Below are 15,839 nucleotides of genomic sequence, written 5' to 3' on the forward strand. Positions count from 1 at the left end.
ACCTTAAGTGTTAAAAGCACACATAAATTATCAATTGTCACAATTCTTTCTTTCCAACAAATGTTGAGTATCTTTGCGGCACTTAAATGTATATATGGATTTTGAATTATTATCTGTCGATCCCGGCAGTAATGCCAGAGCTGGTACTATTACAACAGATCATGGTAAAATTGAAACACCTATTTTTATGCCCGTTGGCACCGTTGCTTCTGTTAAAGGAGTGCACCAAAGGGAATTGAAAGAAGATATTAATCCTGACATTATTCTTGGGAATACCTACCATCTCTATTTAAGACCTCAGACCGAAGTGCTTAAAAAAGCCGGAGGTCTTCATAAATTTATGAAATGGGACCGAAATATTCTTACGGACAGTGGGGGGTATCAGGTTTATTCTCTATCTGCACGTAGAAAAATAAAAGAGGACGGTGTAAAATTCAAATCCCATATAGATGGTTCTTACCACACCTTTACGCCAGAAAATGTGATGGAAATCCAGCGTGTAATTGGTGCCGACATTATAATGGCTTTTGATGAGTGTACCCCTTATCCCTGTGATTATAAATATGCCAAGCGTTCTATGCATATGACGCATCGGTGGCTGGATAGATGTATCACCCATTTTGAAAAAACTCCGCCACTGTATGGTTTTAATCAGACGCTTTTTCCAATAGTTCAGGGAAGTACTTATAAAGACCTTAGAAAACAATCTGCAGAATACATTGCATCTGTAGGAGCTGAAGGTAACGCCATTGGAGGGCTTTCTGTTGGAGAACCAGCAGAAGAAATGTATGCAATGACAGAAGTTGTAACAGATATCCTTCCGAAGGAAAAACCGAGATATTTAATGGGTGTAGGTACTCCGATAAACATTCTTGAAAATATCGCGCTGGGCGTGGATATGTTTGATTGTGTTATGCCGACCCGAAACGCAAGGAACGGAATGCTTTTTACGGCTCATGGAACTATAAATATTAAGAATAAGAAGTGGCAGGAAGATTTCTCTCCTATTGATGATACGGCTATGACCTATGTTGATACCGAATATTCAAAAGCCTATTTACGCCATTTGTTTACTGTAAACGAAATGCTTGGCAAGCAAATTGCTACCATACATAACCTGGGCTTCTACCTGTGGTTGGTACGGGAAGCCAGGAAACATATTATTGCCGGAGATTTTGCCACCTGGAAGAACCAGATGGTGAAGCAAATGGATAAACGCTTATAACTTGAAGATATTAGACTGGTACATACTAAAGAGATACCTGGGCACTTTTGTTTTGATGCTCTTACTTTTTATTCCTATTGGAATTACAGTAAACCTCGCTGAGAAGATCGATAAGATACTTGAAAACGAGGTACCTTTCGTTGAGGTGGCAAAGTATTATCTGGATTTTACTATTTATTTTGCCAATCTCCTTTTTCCGCTTTTCCTGTTTTTATCGGTAATCTGGTTTACCTCAAAACTCGCGAATAATACAGAAATTATTGCCTTTTTAAGTAGTGGTGTTTCCTTCTGGAGGTTTTTGCGTCCTTATCTTATTGGAGCTTCCATAGTATGTGTCGGTGCGCTGGTGTTGGGGATGTATCTTGCGCCAAGAGCAAGTAAAGGTTTTAACGAATTTAAGTATGAATACCTCAAAAGGGGAGCCCAGGTTCAGGAAACACGTGATGTTTACCGGCAGATCAATGATGATGAATACATTTACGCAAGTAATTTTCAACCAAAAACAAAAACTGCGAGAAACTTTACGCTGGAACATTTTAACGGCAATAAACTGGAATTTAAGATAAGTGCTTCTTATCTGGAATTTAATGAAGCAGATTCAACTTATAGCCTTACTAACTTCGATAAGAGGATTGTAGGAGAGAATGGGGATGAGATCATCCACGAGAGAAACGTCGACACTATTCTTCCATTTGAATTTGGTGAGCTTACACCGGAATCCTATATCGCAGAGACTTTAAATTATACTGAATTAAACGATTTTATTGAGACAGAACGACGTCGTGGTGCCGGTAACATTAACAGGTATCTTGTTGTTGCTTATAAAAGATGGAGTCTTCCGGTGTCAGCTTTTATTCTTACCGTGATTGCGGTTGCAGTTTCCTCTAAAAAAAGGAGGGGAGGAATGGGCGTAAATCTGGCGGTAGGGATAACCCTGGCTTTTATTTTCATCTTTTTCGATAAAGTTTTTGGTACAATGGCAGAGCAATCTACCTTTTCACCACTACTTGCAGTGTGGTTTCCGAATATAGTTTTTGGTGTTTTGGCCATTTACCTGCTGTTTACGTCTAAGAGATAAGCGCATATCGTGCACTTGAAATTTAAACGGAAACTATAGAAATCTTCCTTTTAAAGTTTGTTATATTTGTGGGCTAATTAAAAAACACCATAATTCTTATGGAATATTTGGATTTTGAATTACCCATTAAAGAGTTAGAAGAACAATACGCGAAGGCCTGTAATATAGGAGAGGAGAGTAATGTTGATGTAACTGCTACCTGTAAACAAATTGAGAAGAAGCTCAGGGAAACCAGAAAGGACATATATAAGAATTTAACTGCATGGCAACGTGTTCAGTTATCACGACATCCAAGCCGGCCCTATACATTAGACTATATAAAAGCCATTTGCGGTGATACTTTTCTTGAACTTCATGGGGATCGCAGTGTAAAGGATGATAAAGCCATGATTGGTGGCCTTGGAAAAATTGATGATCAGAGCTACATGTTTATTGGTCAGCAAAAGGGATATAATACCAAAACAAGGCAGTATCGTAACTTTGGAATGGCAAACCCCGAGGGTTATCGTAAGGCACTCCGCCTTATGAAATCTGCTGAAAAATTTGGTATTCCCGTAGTATGTTTAGTAGATACACCTGGTGCTTATCCCGGTCTTGAAGCCGAAGAAAGAGGACAGGGAGAGGCGATAGCAAGAAATATCCTGGAAATGACACGCTTAAAAGTACCGATAATTGTTGTGATTATTGGAGAGGGCGCAAGTGGAGGTGCTTTAGGTATAGGAGTTGGAGATAAAGTAATGATGTTGGAAAACACCTGGTATTCTGTAATCTCTCCGGAATCCTGTTCGTCCATTCTCTGGAGGAGCTGGGAATACAAAGAAGTTGCGGCAGAAGCATTAAAACTTACTGCTAAAGACATGAAGAAACAGAAACTTATTGATGAAATAGTGAAAGAACCAATTGGTGGCGCACATAGTGACCGGGAGGAAATTTTTGCAACTGTAAAAAAATCTATATCGGACTCTTATGATGAGTTTAAAAACTTATCACCAGCAGATTTGGTTGAAAAAAGAATGGACAAATATTTAGCAATGGGTGTTTTTGAAGGCTAATACATTCTATACCGCATCACGAATATAATCCGGAGCTAAAGTTTCGGATTTTTTTGTCCTTTTCAACAAAATAATTAAGTTTTCAACAGGGCAATTGTTCATTACCGGTTAATTAAGTTGACCGTTAATTCATAAGGTTGTCTTAACATTTTTTTTACTTTCGTTATATGGAAAATATCACTGCGCCGCAAAGTTTTGGTTACAAACAAAGTAATGTCGTTAATTTAGAAAAAGGGAAATTGCCTCCTCAAGCTGTTGATTTAGAAGAAGTTGTGCTTGGGGCGATGATGATTGATAAAAGGGGAGTAGATGAAATCATCGACATCTTAACTGCAGAAGCTTTCTACAAAAGTTCTCATAAGCTCATATTTGAGGCTATACATAAGCTGTTTGAAAATACAGAGGCGATTGACTTATTAACCGTTTCTAACCAACTTAAGAAAGACGGCAATTTTGATAAGGCTGGAGGCGATTATTACCTGATTCAGCTAACCCAGAGAGTATCATCTTCAGCGCATATTGAATTCCACGCACGTATTATTCTTCAGAAATATATACAGCGAAGCCTTATAAAAATTTCTAATGAAATTATTGAAGATTCTTACGATGAATCTACCGATGTTTTCGATTTGCTGGACCAGGCTGAAGCAAAATTATACGAAGTCACACAGGGTAATATAAAAAAATCTACAGAAACTGCGCAAAGCCTTGTAATTCAGGCGAAGAATAGAATTCAGGAGATTTCCAATAAAGAAGGTCTCAGTGGTGTTCCTTCAGGATTTGAAAAGCTGGACAGGTTAACTTCAGGATGGCAACCCAGTGATTTAATTATCGTGGCAGCACGTCCTGGTATGGGTAAAACGGCTCTTACCTTGTCTATGGCGAGAAATATTGCAGTGGGACAAAATATGCCCGTAGCATTTTTCTCCCTGGAGATGTCTTCAGTACAGCTTATCACCCGTTTAATTTCTTCTGAAACCGGATTGTCTTCAGAAAAATTAAGAACCGGAAACTTAGAAAAGCACGAGTGGGAACAGCTAAACGTAAAAGTGAAGGATCTTGAAAAAGCGCCTTTATTTATAGATGATACCCCGTCTTTGTCAATTTTCGACCTCAGGGCGAAAGCACGACGTCTCGCTTCACAACATGGAATCAAATTAATTGTTGTGGATTATTTGCAGTTAATGACGGCTGGAGGAAGCCAGAAGGGAGGAAACCGGGAACAGGAAATTTCTACAATTTCCCGTAACCTGAAGGCGCTGGCTAAGGAACTAAGTGTTCCGGTTATCGCACTTTCGCAGTTGTCCCGTGCCGTGGAAACCAGGGGAGGTAGTAAAAGGCCGCTTCTTTCTGATCTTAGGGAATCTGGAGCGATCGAGCAGGATGCCGATATTGTTTCCTTTATTTACCGGCCCGAATATTATAAAATTGATGAATGGGATGATGAAGAACGTACTCCTACAGATGGCCAGGCAGAATTTATTGTGGCGAAACACCGTAATGGCGGACTCGAGAATATCAGGTTGAAATTTATTGGACATCTTGGTAAATTTGATAACTTGGAGGAGTTTGATTCTCCATTTGAATTTCATTCGAAAATGAACAGTGGAGGGGAAGACGAAAATGATTTTGGTAGTAAAAATTTACCCAGCCCAACGGCAGATGAAGCTTTTGGCAGCTCTATGAACGATGACTTTAATGATGACGATAGCGACGTGCCTTTTTAAGAATAGAAAAACAACAATAGCAGAAAATAAATCCGCCGGAATTCCTTTTAAACTGAAGGGGTTTCTGGCGGTTTTTTTATGGCTGATAATTGCCAATTTTCAGGGTTGGTCTTCCAATATTCTTATCCCTATGGATGCCGATGGGCAGGCAGATCACCTAAAAGCCTACGGAATTACTTATTATTCCCTCGAAAAGCAGCTTGAAGTCCGTTGGCTTTTAAACTACCGGGGAGGTTCTTTTCTTATTTCAGATACCGAAGACCTGCGAAGAGAATGCCAGATTCGCGGAGTTTCTTTTGAAGTCATCAGCGATAGTAAAACGGAGCAGATCCTGGAAGAAATCAGCAGTCCGTCACAAAATATGGAAACTGTAGAGCTGGAAAAAGCTCCAAAAATTGCAGTTTATTCCCCGCAGGGTAACAAACCCTGGGACGATGCGGTTACGATGGTACTCTCTTATGCTGAAATTCCTTATGAAACGATTTACGACAGGGAAGTTCTAAATGATGCGCTGGTTTTATACGACTGGCTGCATTTGCACCACGAAGATTTTACGGGGCAGTATGGCAAATTTTACCGCGCTTTTAAAACCACGCCCTGGTACATAGAAGATAAAAAAGAAGCCGAAGCTTTGGCTGCAGAACTGGGTTACGATAAAGTTTCTGAAGAAAAACTGGCAGTGGCGCTTAAGATTAGGGATTACGTAGTGGGCGGCGGCTTTATGTTCGCGATGTGCAGCGCGACAGACAGTTTTGATATTGCGTTGTCTGCAGAAGGTGTGGATATCGCAGAACCAATGTTCGATGGTGACCCCAGCGAACCCGGTTACCAGTCCAAAATCGATTATTCCAATACCTTCGCTTTTACAGATTTTATTCTTGAACGCAGCCCGATGGTCTATGAGTTTTCCTCTATAGATATGACCCAAAAAAGGCAAATATCGGCCGAAAGTGATTATTTCACGCTGATGGATTTCTCTGCAAAATGGGATGTGGTGCCAACGATGCTTACCCAGAATCACACCCGTTTGGTGAAAGGTTTTATGGGACAGACCACCGCTTATAATCCTGAAAATATTAAAGCCAATGTGCTGGTAATGGGGGAAAGCAAACTCAACGGCGAAGCCAGGTATATCCACGGAATAAAAGGCAAAGGATTTTTCACATTTTATGGCGGCCACGATCCCGAAGATTATACGCACAGGGTTGGAGATCCCAAAACCGAACTGGAATTACACCCAACTTCGCCGGGATACCGACTTATTCTGAATAATGTGCTCTTTCCGGCAGCCAGGAAGAAAAAACAGAAAACCTGATCTTATGAAGATTGACGCGCATCAGCATTTTTGGCATTTTGATCCTGAAAAATATTCCTGGATTAGTGATGAGCATATTCGCAGGGATTTTTTACCGGCAGATTTAAAGCCGATGCTCAAAAATGTCAATTTTGAGGGTACTATTCTGGTGCAGGCGCATCAATCTGAAGAGGAAACAGAGTTTTTACTGAATTTGTCAGCTGAAAACAATTTTATTAAGGCTGTTATAGGTTGGGTAGACCTGAATTCCGAAGAAATTGAAGCTTCTTTGGCCCGTTTTTCTGAAAATAAGCTGTTTAAGGGCGTAAGAAACACGGTTTATGATGAAAAAGGAGAATTTATGACAGATCCTGCTTTTCAAAGCGGAGTATCAAAATTGGCAAATTTCGGCCTTATATATGAAATCCTTGTTTTCCCTTATCAGTTAACCGGAGCCATAGCTTTAGCTGAAAAATTTCCTGATCAGAAATTTGTTTTGAATCATCTCGCAAAACCCGATTTTTCAAAAGCACCGTCAGAGCAATGGAAACAGGATATTCAGCAGTTGGCAGCAAATAAGAACGTGTTCTGTAAAATCTCGGGATTACTCAGTGAAGCCGGAAAAGATTGGAATTCTTCAGATTTTTCTCCTTTTCTTGATGTGGTGGTTAAATCCTTCGGAACTGAAAGGCTGATGTTTGGCTCTGACTGGCCGGTTTCCTTAAGCGGTGGAAGTTACAACGAGAGCGTAAAGATCGTAGAAGATTATTTCTCAGCCTATTCAGAAGAAGATCTGAAAAAGGTCATGGGCGGTACAGCATGTGAATTTTATAATATTTCCTAAGTGGATCCTGCTGGATAATTTATCTTATAGGTTATTGGAAGCTTTTGGTGGGATCATATGGGTGACAGTAGGCAATACGAGTTCAAGATTTAAATTGCATATATTTGTATCGTGGTAAATAGAGTGGAAAATATAAATTCTAAGTTAATTGAGTGGGCAATAACCAGAGCTGGTTATGAACTACATGATTTTTTTGTAAAATTTCCGAGAGTACGAGAATGGATAGATGGTACTAAAAATCCGACTATTAAACAATTAGAAGATTTCACTCATAAAGTTCACGTTCCATTTGGATATCTTTTTTTAAATGAACCACCAGAAGAAGAATTAGAAATTCCTTTTTTTAGAACTGGAAATCAAGAAGAACAAAATGTTTCTTTAAATACATATCATACTGTCCAAATGTTACAGGATAGACAAGCCTGGTTAAAGGAATATTTGGATGAAAACGGATTTCAAGATTTAAATTTTGTTGGTAAATTTAAAGTTAATGAGAGCTATAATGATATTGTAGATGACATAAGAAATCAGCTGGGGCTAGAAGAAAATTGGGCAAGTAGACATCAAAATTGGCAGGATACTCTAAATTATATTACTTCCAAGATAGAAGAAATCGGAGTTATAGTAACTTTTAATGGAGTGGTAGGAAATAATACTAAAAGAAAAATTAGTGTAGATGAATGTAGAGGATTTGTTTTAGTTGATAAAAAAGCTCCGTTTCTATTTATAAACTCTGGAGATGCTAAAGCAGCTCAAATGTTTACTTTAATACACGAATTAGCACATATTTGGCTGGGAGAAAGTGCTGGTTTTGACAACAATTTCATGTTACCTGCTAATGACCCTATTGAAATTTTATGTGATAAAGTTGCTGCCGAATTTTTAGTACCAAAGAGTTATTTCATTGATCAATGGAAGAAAATTCAGGATTTTAAAATTTTAAGCCGACATTTTAAGGTTAGTCCAATCGTTATTGCTAGGCGAGCATTGGATCTAAATTTAATTTCCAAAGATTCCTTTTTTAGTTTTTACAATAGTTACATAAGTGAATTTAAGGCTAAAAAAGAGCAACAAAGTTCCGGTGGAGATTTCTATGCAACTTCTAAGAAAAGGGTTAGTCCGAGATTTGCTAATTATGTTAACAAAGCGGTAAAAGAGAATTATCTCCTTTACAGAGATGCTTACAAATTGACGAATTTAAAGGGTAATACCTATGATAAATTTATGAATGAACATCTTTATCAGGTATGAAGAAATATTTACTCGATTCGAACTTCTTCATACAAGCCCATAGATCCATTTATCCCCTTGACATAGTACCAAGTTTTTGGAATAAGACTGAAGATTTAGCTTCAAGAGGAATAATTATTAGTTTAGATAAAGTAAGGGCAGAAATTTATGATAATAGTTCCCACGAAGATGATTTGAAAGATTGGTGTACCGCCAAATTAAATGATAATTTCTTTAAAAGCTCAGAACATGTTTTGTCAAATTATATAAAAATAGTTCAATGGGTTAATTCAATGAGTAATCATTTTAATGAACGTGCTATACAAGAATTTTTAGAAACTGACTTAGCAGATCCCTGGCTCGTCGCGTATGCTATGGAGAATGATTTAAAAATTGTTACTTATGAAGTCAGCCAACCAGATCGTAAAAATAGGGTTAAAATTCCGGAAGTCTGTAATCAGTTTGGTGTCGAATATGTTGACACCATAAAAATGATGCGAGAATTACGAGAAAGTTTTTAGTCTCACACTGCCGGCAATCTCGCTTCATTGCTAATAACGAACATTGGCGAAAAAGTGTAATTTAGAAAATCAATTAACAATAGGTTAAGCCGACAAATCTGCATCCAAAACTCCGCACAACTTGTCGTCATACTAGTCCGCTATACCACTAACAAACCAAGAAAATCAATTTCTGAATAACTATGAAATTATTAAACTATCTAAAATATTTATTTATAGTAGTAAGTGTTACAGTTTTTGCTTTATATGTCCTGGATAATGACTATATAACAAAACCCATTCTTGTTATCGGTTATATTCTTATTTTCCTTGTGCCTATAATAAACAAGTACAACAAGCAGCGGACTTCTCAGTCACCCAGAGGGAAAAAGGAAAGGAAGAAGTGACTTTTTCGAGATCTGTAAAAAATTGCTTTTAAGCTTACTACCGCTCACCGGATTTTCAATGAAAGCTAACTTTCCTCGTCAAGATATATCTTTTAATGCACCATTAAACATCCTATTCATATATTAGCACTAAAACAGAAAGTTTAAATCAAAATAAATATAGATGGAAGTTTTTCAGAAAGAAATAAAATTATCTGCAAAAGGAAGAGGATTTCACCTGGTGACAGAGGAGATCTTATCAGGATTTCCGGAGATTTCCAATATTGAAAGCGGGATGTTCCAGGCCTTTATCAAGCACACTTCCGCAGGTTTGACTATAAACGAAAACGCCGATCCTACGGTGCGGGACGATTTCGAAAGCCATATTAATAAGATGGTTCCTGAAAATCAGCCGTACTACAGGCACACTTTGGAGGGATCTGATGATATGCCGGCGCATATAAAAGCTTCGTTGATGGGAACTTCAGTTCAGATACCCATAACTAATGGAAAACTGAATTTAGGGACCTGGCAGGGAATTTATTTGTGCGAGCATAGAAACCATGGTGGGACGAGAAAACTTGTTCTTACCGCCTTCGGCGTAAGTCGTAATCGGTAAATTAATACAGTAAAAAAATAATGACTGTAGCCTTACTGGATATTTCTCTGCCACTGGAGAATCCGGTGCTAAAATTCCTGGTTATCCTTCTTATTATTTTGTTCACGCCAATCCTGCTGAACAAAATAAAGATTCCAAACCTGCTGGGCCTTATCCTGGCGGGAGCAGTTATTGGCCCTAACGGACTTAACCTGATGGAACGCGATAGCGGAATTATTCTTTCGGGAACTGCAGGGCTGCTCTATATTATGTTCCTCGCCGGGCTGGAAATAGATCTCGCCGACTTTAAGAAGAACACTAAAAAGAGTTTCGTATTTGGGATGTTTACCTTTAGTATTCCAATGATAATGGGAATTTTTACCGGCCTTTATATTTTCCAGTTTTCGGTATTAACTTCAGTGCTTCTCGCGAGTATGTTTGCTTCACATACTTTGATTGCTTATCCGCTAGTAAGTAAACTGGGCGTGGCCAGGAACCGCGCTGTGAATATCACTGTAGGAGGAACAATGATTACCGATATTCTTGCCCTCCTGGTGCTAGCGGTAATTGTTGGGATGACCAAAGGGGAAGTGAACACTGCGTTCTGGTTGAAACTGACTGTTTCAGTTCTGACTTTTGGTGCGATTGTAATGTTTGTCTTTCCCGTTATAGCACGTTGGTTCTTTAAAAAATATGATGATAACGTCACCCAGTATATTTTCGTCCTGGCGCTAGTTTTTTTTGGAGCAATTTTAGCTGAAATTGCCGGAATTGAAGCGATTATTGGTGCATTTCTATCCGGATTAGCCTTAAACCGACTCATTCCCCGCACTTCACCATTGATGAACAGGGTGGAATTTGTCGGGAATGCGATCTTTATTCCATTCTTCCTTATCGGAATCGGGATGCTTATAGATTTCAGGGTGTTCTTCCAGGGATGGGAGGCGATTTGGATAGCCGCGGTTATGACCATCGTGGCAACTTTGGCAAAATTCCTTGCGGCATGGCTTACGCAGAAAACCTACAGTTTCTCTATTGATGAACGCCGGCTGATTTTCGGACTCAGTAATGCCCAGGCAGCTGCAACGCTGGCAGCCGTAATCATTGGCTATAATATAATTTTAGGTGAATCAGAAACCGGGGAGCCTGTACGACTGTTAAATGAAAATGTTCTTAACGGAACGATTCTAATGATCCTGGTGACTTGTACAGTGGCATCTTTTGTAGCACAAAAAGGAGCCCGGAATTTAGCCTTATCAGAAGTAGGATTATCAACAGGAGCAACAGCAGGGGAGAGGGGTAATTCCGAAAAAATTCTTATTCCGGTTAGTAATACCGAGACCCTGGATGAACTCATTCATCTTGGGCTATCCATAAAATCTGAAAAGAAGAGCAAGGGACTTTATGCTCTCACGATTATCGATAATAATTCTTTAAATCCCGAAGCTGAAAAAAAGGCGAGAGAAGTTTTGCATCGTGCGGCGGTTACAGCATCGGCAACAGATAATCATCTGCAGGAGCTTCTTAGGTACGACCTGAATATTGTAAACGGAATTGCAGGTGCGGTTAAGGAAAACGGAATAACCGATCTTATTATTGGTCTTCATGTAAAAGAGGGAATTTCCGATTCCTTTCTTGGTGAACTCACTGAAGGGGTTTTAGCGAGATGTAATACCACAACTCTAATCTATAAACCTGCACAGCCATTAGCGACGATAAAGAAACATATTATCGTTGTTCCGGAAAATGCAGAAAAGGAGATCGGATTTCCGTTCTGGATAAATAAAATCTGGAACATTGCTGAAAATTCTGGTGCGGAACTGGTTTTCTATGCAACTACAGAGACTTTAAAGCTGATTAAAAATATTCAGGTTTCACATGCTGTGGAATGTTCTTTTCGGGAGTTTATTGATTGGTCCCGATTTGAAGATATATCCAAAGACGTTGGAAAGAACGATAACTTAATAATTGTGCTAAGCCGAAGAAACAAGATTTCATATCAGCAGAAAATGGTAGAAACTTCTTCTTATCTTAACAACCAGTTTAAAAATAACAGTTTTATCCTTATCTACCCGATGCAGGAGGTTTAGGAAAGCAGTAGTTAGCAGGAAATTTATATTTAGTGAATCTTACTTTCGCTATTCACTAGTAAGAAATAAAAAATCCGGCTCTTTGCAGAACCGGATTTTAGATATAAGAGAGTATAATCTGTTATTTAATTACTTTACTTTGTCAACGATTGCTTTAAACGCTTCCGGGTGGTTCATTGCCAAATCGGCCAAAACCTTACGGTTTAGATCGATTCCGCTGGCTTTTACTTTCCCCATGAATTGTGAATAAGACAATCCTTGCTGACGGGCAGCAGCGTTAATACGCATAATCCATAATGAACGGAAATTACGCTTCTTGGTTTTACGGTCTCTGTATGCATAAAGCATCGCTTTATCTACCGCATTTTTTGCTACTGTCCAAACGTTTTTACGACGTCCGAAGTAACCTTTTGCTTGCTTAAGAACCTTTTTTCTTCTGGCTCTCTTTGCAACTGAATTTACTGATCTTGGCATATTTTAATTGTTTTTGTAGCAGGCGGCCGGTAACCGGCACTTTTAACTTAAACTTCAAACTGTCGCACTGAGCCCAGTCGAAGTGTTGCCCAACTCCAGGGTTTTTAAATTGTTTAAACCGTTAAGAGCTTCAGTTTACTTTAAACGTAATTGAAGTTTAACATTATCCTTATCTGCATCATGTACCAAGGTACTGTGAGTAAGGGCAAGCTTACGTTTTTTAGACTTCTTTGTTAGAATGTGGCTTTTAAACGCGTGCTTTCTTTTAATTTTACCGGTACCTGTAAGCTTAAAACGCTTTTTGGCACTGGATTTTGTTTTCATCTTAGGCATGCTGTCCTTCTTTTATAATTAAACTCTCTTAATCTTTTTCAAATAGAAATTTCTTCTTTCATCTCTCCTTTGGAGAGGTCGGAATTTCTTTTTTGAAATTCCGGGTGAGGAAATTATTTCGTCTTTCTTGGAGACAGAAACATAGTCATACGTTTACCCTCAAGCTTTGGCATTTGTTCAACTTTCCCAAGCTCTTCAAGGTCTGTGGCCAATCTCAATAACAGGATTTCACCTTTATCTTTAAAAACAATAGACCGACCTTTAAAGAATACAAAAGCCTTTAATTTCGCACCATCCTTCAGGAATTTTTCAGCATTACGCTTTTTAAATTCGTAATCATGGTCGTCGGTATTAGGCCCGAATCGAATTTCTTTGACTACAACTTTAGTGGCCTTTGCTTTCATGACCTTTTCTCGTTTCTTCTGTTCATAAAGAAACTTCTTGTAGTCCATCGCTTTTACAACCGGCGGTTCAGCATTTGGTGATATCTCTACCAAATCCACACCTAATTCTTCAGCGATTGCTAAGGCTTCCTTAATAGGGTAAACGTCCATTTCCACATTATCGCCAACAAGCCTCACTTTTTCAGCGCGGATTTTATCGTTGATTCTGTGTTCGTCTTCCTTTCTCCTTGTACTGGGCCTTTTCGATTTTTTTCTTCGTATTGCTATGGCTAATCTATTTTTGGTTAAACTTCAAACGTCTTAAGCGTTTTTCTTATTTCATTATTTACAATTTCAGCAAAAGCTTCTACTGGCATTGTGCCAATGTCGCCTTCCCCGTGTTTACGTACAGAAACCGTACCATCATTCGCCTCCTGTTCTCCTACGATCAGCATATATGGATATTTCCCAACTTCAGCTTCACGAATCTTCTTCCCGATGGTTTCATTTCGGTTATCCTTACGGGCGCGAATTTCGTGATTTTCCAGCAAAGTTAAAACTTTTTGGGAGTATTTTTCATATTTCTCACTGAGTGAGAGTATAATAGCCTGTTCCGGCATTAACCATAGCGGGAAGTTCCCCCCGGTGTGTTCCAGCAGAATAGCAACAAAACGCTCCATACTTCCAAAAGGTGCTCTGTGTATCATGACAGGGCGGTGACTTTCGTTGTCACTTCCCTTATATGTCAGGTCAAATCGTTCCGGTAAATTATAATCTACCTGAATGGTGCCAAGTTGCCAGTTCCTGCCAAGCGCATCTTTCACCATAAAATCCAGCTTTGGACCGTAAAATGCAGCTTCTCCCGTTTCTACTACATAATTTAAGCCTTTTTCTTTCGCGGCTGTAATAATAGCGTTTTCAGCTTTATCCCAAACATCATCACTTCCAATATACTTCTCCTTGTTTTCAGGATCTCTTAAAGAAACCTGAGCAGTGAAATTTTCAAATCCTAAAGAATCGAATACATATAAGGTAAGGTCTATTACTTTTTTAAATTCATCATCTAACTGATCTGGAGTACAGAATATATGTGCATCATCCTGGGTAAATCCTCGTACCCGGGTGAGTCCGTGTAACTCCCCGCTCTGCTCATAGCGGTAAACCGTACCAAATTCCGCAAAACGCTTTGGTAAATCCCGGTAACTCCAGGAAGTGGCGTTATAAATTTCGCAGTGGTGAGGACAGTTCATCGGTTTCAGCAAAAATTCCTCTCCCTCATTCGGAGTTTTTATTGGCTGAAAACTGTCTTCCCCGTATTTTGCATAATGCCCGGAAGTTACATATAGCTCCTTTTGACCAATATGCGGACTCACAACCATCTCGTATCCCGCAGTTTTCTGTGCTTTTTTCAGGAAATTTTCAAGACGTTCACGCAAAGCAGCACCTTTTGGTAGCCATAAAGGTAATCCCTGTCCTACTTTTTGCGAAAAAGTGAAAAGCTCCAGCTCCCGTCCTAATTTACGGTGATCCCGCTTTTTAGCTTCTTCCAGAAGTTCCAAATACTCTTTTAACTCCTTTTGTTTTGGGAAAGAAGTACCGTAAACCCTGGTAAGTTGAGGTTTCTTTTCATCGCCACGCCAGTATGCACCGGCAACACTCATCAGTTTTACCGCCTTAATGATTCCGGTATTCGGAATATGTCCGCCGCGGCATAAGTCAGTAAAAGTATAATGATCACAAAATGTAATCGTTCCGTCTTCAAGATTTTCAATCAATTCAACTTTAAACGGATTATCCTGTTTCTTATAATAATCAAGAGCATCTGCCTTGGAAACTTCCCGCATCTTAAAATCGTGCTTTCCGCGGGCAATCTCTAACATTTTGTTTTCAATTTTTCCGAAGTCATTTTCAGAAAGCTTATGCTCCCCAAAATCCACATCATAATAAAAGCCATTTTCGATGGCCGGCCCGATTGTAAGTTTAGAACCTGGATAAAGTTCCTCGATAGCCTGCGCCATCACGTGAGAAGTCGAGTGCCAGAAGGCCTTTTTTCCTTCATCGTCATTCCATGTATATAAGGTAAGGGCGCCGTCTGTAGTCAAAGGCGTAGACGATTCCACAATTTTGTCGTTAAATTTCGCCGAAATCACGTTTCTGGCCAATCCCGTACTAATACTGTTCGCGACATCCATTGGAGTAGCGCCTTTTTCAAATTCTTTGATACTGCCGTCTGGCAAAGTTACCTTAATCATGTCTCATTTTTAATTAGAAGAGCAAAGATAAGCCGTTGAACTTGGTTGCGCAATATAGAAGTTGGGGAAAATATTAATCTGGGCGTTTCCGCTCCCAGAAAAGGTCGCGGCCGGGCTATCCGCTAAATCTTATAGCGGTTTTTGGAGTGGGGGGACCAGTAAGGTATATAATAATGAGTGCCGATAATTGCCAAATTTGGGCAAATATCCCGCTATAAGGATACCGCTGCTATCCCTAACGCAAAAAAAGTGAAAAAGTGAAAAAGTGAAAAGTCTAAAAGGTTAAAGTGTTGTATTTTTTTCCACGCATATAGCTCCTTCCCTTTTTTCAAGGGATGGTGGCTTAATCCGCGAAAGCGGATAAAGCCGGAAC

The 15,839-nt window shown here is 39.2% G+C and carries 14 protein-coding genes; 10 read left to right on the forward strand and 4 right to left on the reverse strand.

The window, feature by feature from the left end; all coding sequences use genetic code 11:
- Nucleotides 1-94 precede the first annotated feature (94 nt).
- From tgt to RM545_RS06910, 10 genes are all read left to right on the forward strand, one after another.
- Nucleotides 95-1,225 (forward strand): tRNA guanosine(34) transglycosylase Tgt, encoded by a 1,131-nt coding sequence (gene tgt, locus RM545_RS06865; protein ID WP_311494576.1) that lies wholly within the window; start codon nucleotides 95-97, stop codon nucleotides 1,223-1,225.
- A gap of 1 nt (nucleotide 1,226) precedes the next feature.
- Nucleotides 1,227-2,303 carry an LptF/LptG family permease gene (locus RM545_RS06870; RefSeq protein ID WP_311494577.1) on the forward strand — a complete coding sequence of 359 codons (1,077 nt, stop codon included), beginning with the start codon at nucleotides 1,227-1,229 and terminating at the stop codon, nucleotides 2,301-2,303.
- Nucleotides 2,304-2,401: 98 nt separating this feature from the next.
- Nucleotides 2,402-3,355 (forward strand): acetyl-CoA carboxylase carboxyltransferase subunit alpha, encoded by a 954-nt coding sequence (locus RM545_RS06875; protein WP_311494578.1) that lies wholly within the window; start codon nucleotides 2,402-2,404, stop codon nucleotides 3,353-3,355.
- Between the two features lie 167 nt (nucleotides 3,356-3,522).
- Nucleotides 3,523-5,082, forward strand: coding sequence for a replicative DNA helicase (gene dnaB / locus RM545_RS06880; RefSeq protein ID WP_311494579.1), 1,560 nt, complete (start codon nucleotides 3,523-3,525; stop codon nucleotides 5,080-5,082).
- A gap of 130 nt (nucleotides 5,083-5,212) precedes the next feature.
- On the forward strand, nucleotides 5,213-6,397 hold the full coding sequence (locus tag RM545_RS06885) for an asparagine synthetase B (RefSeq protein ID WP_311494589.1): 1,185 nt from the start codon (nucleotides 5,213-5,215) through the stop codon (nucleotides 6,395-6,397).
- A 4-nt stretch (nucleotides 6,398-6,401) separates the two neighbouring features.
- Entirely contained in the window at nucleotides 6,402-7,220 is an 819-nt protein-coding gene (locus RM545_RS06890) for an amidohydrolase family protein (protein ID WP_311494580.1), read from the forward strand.
- Nucleotides 7,221-7,343: 123 nt separating this feature from the next.
- Nucleotides 7,344-8,471: an ImmA/IrrE family metallo-endopeptidase gene (locus RM545_RS06895; protein ID WP_311494581.1), complete on the forward strand. Its 1,128-nt coding sequence runs from the start codon at nucleotides 7,344-7,346 to the stop codon at nucleotides 8,469-8,471.
- On the forward strand, nucleotides 8,468-8,971 hold the full coding sequence (locus RM545_RS06900) for a DUF4411 family protein (RefSeq protein ID WP_311494582.1): 504 nt from the start codon (nucleotides 8,468-8,470) through the stop codon (nucleotides 8,969-8,971). Before RM545_RS06895 ends, RM545_RS06900 begins: the two co-directional genes overlap by 4 nt.
- A gap of 549 nt (nucleotides 8,972-9,520) precedes the next feature.
- Nucleotides 9,521-9,955, forward strand: coding sequence for a secondary thiamine-phosphate synthase enzyme YjbQ (locus RM545_RS06905; RefSeq protein WP_311494583.1), 435 nt, complete (start codon nucleotides 9,521-9,523; stop codon nucleotides 9,953-9,955).
- Nucleotides 9,956-9,975: 20 nt separating this feature from the next.
- Nucleotides 9,976-12,024: a cation:proton antiporter gene (locus tag RM545_RS06910; RefSeq protein ID WP_311494584.1), complete on the forward strand. Its 2,049-nt coding sequence runs from the start codon at nucleotides 9,976-9,978 to the stop codon at nucleotides 12,022-12,024.
- 129 nt (nucleotides 12,025-12,153) lie between these two features.
- Here the strand turns inward: RM545_RS06910 and rplT are convergent, their stop codons facing one another.
- The 4 genes from rplT to thrS all read right to left on the reverse strand — a co-directional run bounded on the left by rplT (nucleotide 12,154) and on the right by thrS (nucleotide 15,466).
- Nucleotides 12,154-12,498 (reverse strand): 50S ribosomal protein L20, encoded by a 345-nt coding sequence (gene rplT / locus RM545_RS06915; RefSeq protein WP_311484959.1) that lies wholly within the window; start codon nucleotides 12,496-12,498, stop codon nucleotides 12,154-12,156.
- Between the two features lie 135 nt (nucleotides 12,499-12,633).
- Nucleotides 12,634-12,831 (reverse strand): 50S ribosomal protein L35, encoded by a 198-nt coding sequence (gene rpmI, locus RM545_RS06920; RefSeq protein WP_011708523.1) that lies wholly within the window; start codon nucleotides 12,829-12,831, stop codon nucleotides 12,634-12,636.
- A 113-nt stretch (nucleotides 12,832-12,944) separates the two neighbouring features.
- Entirely contained in the window at nucleotides 12,945-13,496 is a 552-nt protein-coding gene (infC, locus tag RM545_RS06925) for a translation initiation factor IF-3 (RefSeq protein WP_311484962.1), read from the reverse strand.
- 23 nt (nucleotides 13,497-13,519) lie between these two features.
- The gene (gene thrS, locus RM545_RS06930; protein WP_311494585.1) at nucleotides 13,520-15,466 is read right to left on the reverse strand and encodes a threonine--tRNA ligase; all 1,947 of its coding nucleotides are present in this window, start codon (nucleotides 15,464-15,466) and stop codon (nucleotides 13,520-13,522) included.
- Between the last annotated feature and the right edge of the window lie 373 nt (nucleotides 15,467-15,839).

Source organism: Autumnicola lenta (assembly GCF_031846515.1).
GTDB lineage: Bacteria > Bacteroidota > Bacteroidia > Flavobacteriales > Flavobacteriaceae > Autumnicola > Autumnicola lenta.

Excerpts from the sequence above, each read along its gene's own strand:
- tgt (WP_311494576.1), top strand. The coding sequence starts at position 95 with ATGGATTTTGAATTATTATCTGTCGATCCCGGCAGTAATGCCAGAGCT.
- RM545_RS06875 (WP_311494578.1), top strand. The coding sequence starts at position 2,402 with ATGGAATATTTGGATTTTGAATTACCCATTAAAGAGTTAGAAGAACAA.
- dnaB (WP_311494579.1), top strand. The coding sequence starts at position 3,523 with ATGGAAAATATCACTGCGCCGCAAAGTTTTGGTTACAAACAAAGTAAT.
- RM545_RS06885 (WP_311494589.1), top strand. The coding sequence starts at position 5,213 with ATGGATGCCGATGGGCAGGCAGATCACCTAAAAGCCTACGGAATTACT.
- RM545_RS06890 (WP_311494580.1), top strand. The coding sequence starts at position 6,402 with ATGAAGATTGACGCGCATCAGCATTTTTGGCATTTTGATCCTGAAAAA.
- RM545_RS06900 (WP_311494582.1), top strand. The coding sequence starts at position 8,468 with ATGAAGAAATATTTACTCGATTCGAACTTCTTCATACAAGCCCATAGA.
- RM545_RS06905 (WP_311494583.1), top strand. The coding sequence starts at position 9,521 with ATGGAAGTTTTTCAGAAAGAAATAAAATTATCTGCAAAAGGAAGAGGA.
- RM545_RS06910 (WP_311494584.1), top strand. The coding sequence starts at position 9,976 with ATGACTGTAGCCTTACTGGATATTTCTCTGCCACTGGAGAATCCGGTG.
- rplT (WP_311484959.1), bottom strand. The coding sequence starts at position 12,498 with ATGCCAAGATCAGTAAATTCAGTTGCAAAGAGAGCCAGAAGAAAAAAG.
- rpmI (WP_011708523.1), bottom strand. The coding sequence starts at position 12,831 with ATGCCTAAGATGAAAACAAAATCCAGTGCCAAAAAGCGTTTTAAGCTT.
- thrS (WP_311494585.1), bottom strand. The coding sequence starts at position 15,466 with ATGATTAAGGTAACTTTGCCAGACGGCAGTATCAAAGAATTTGAAAAA.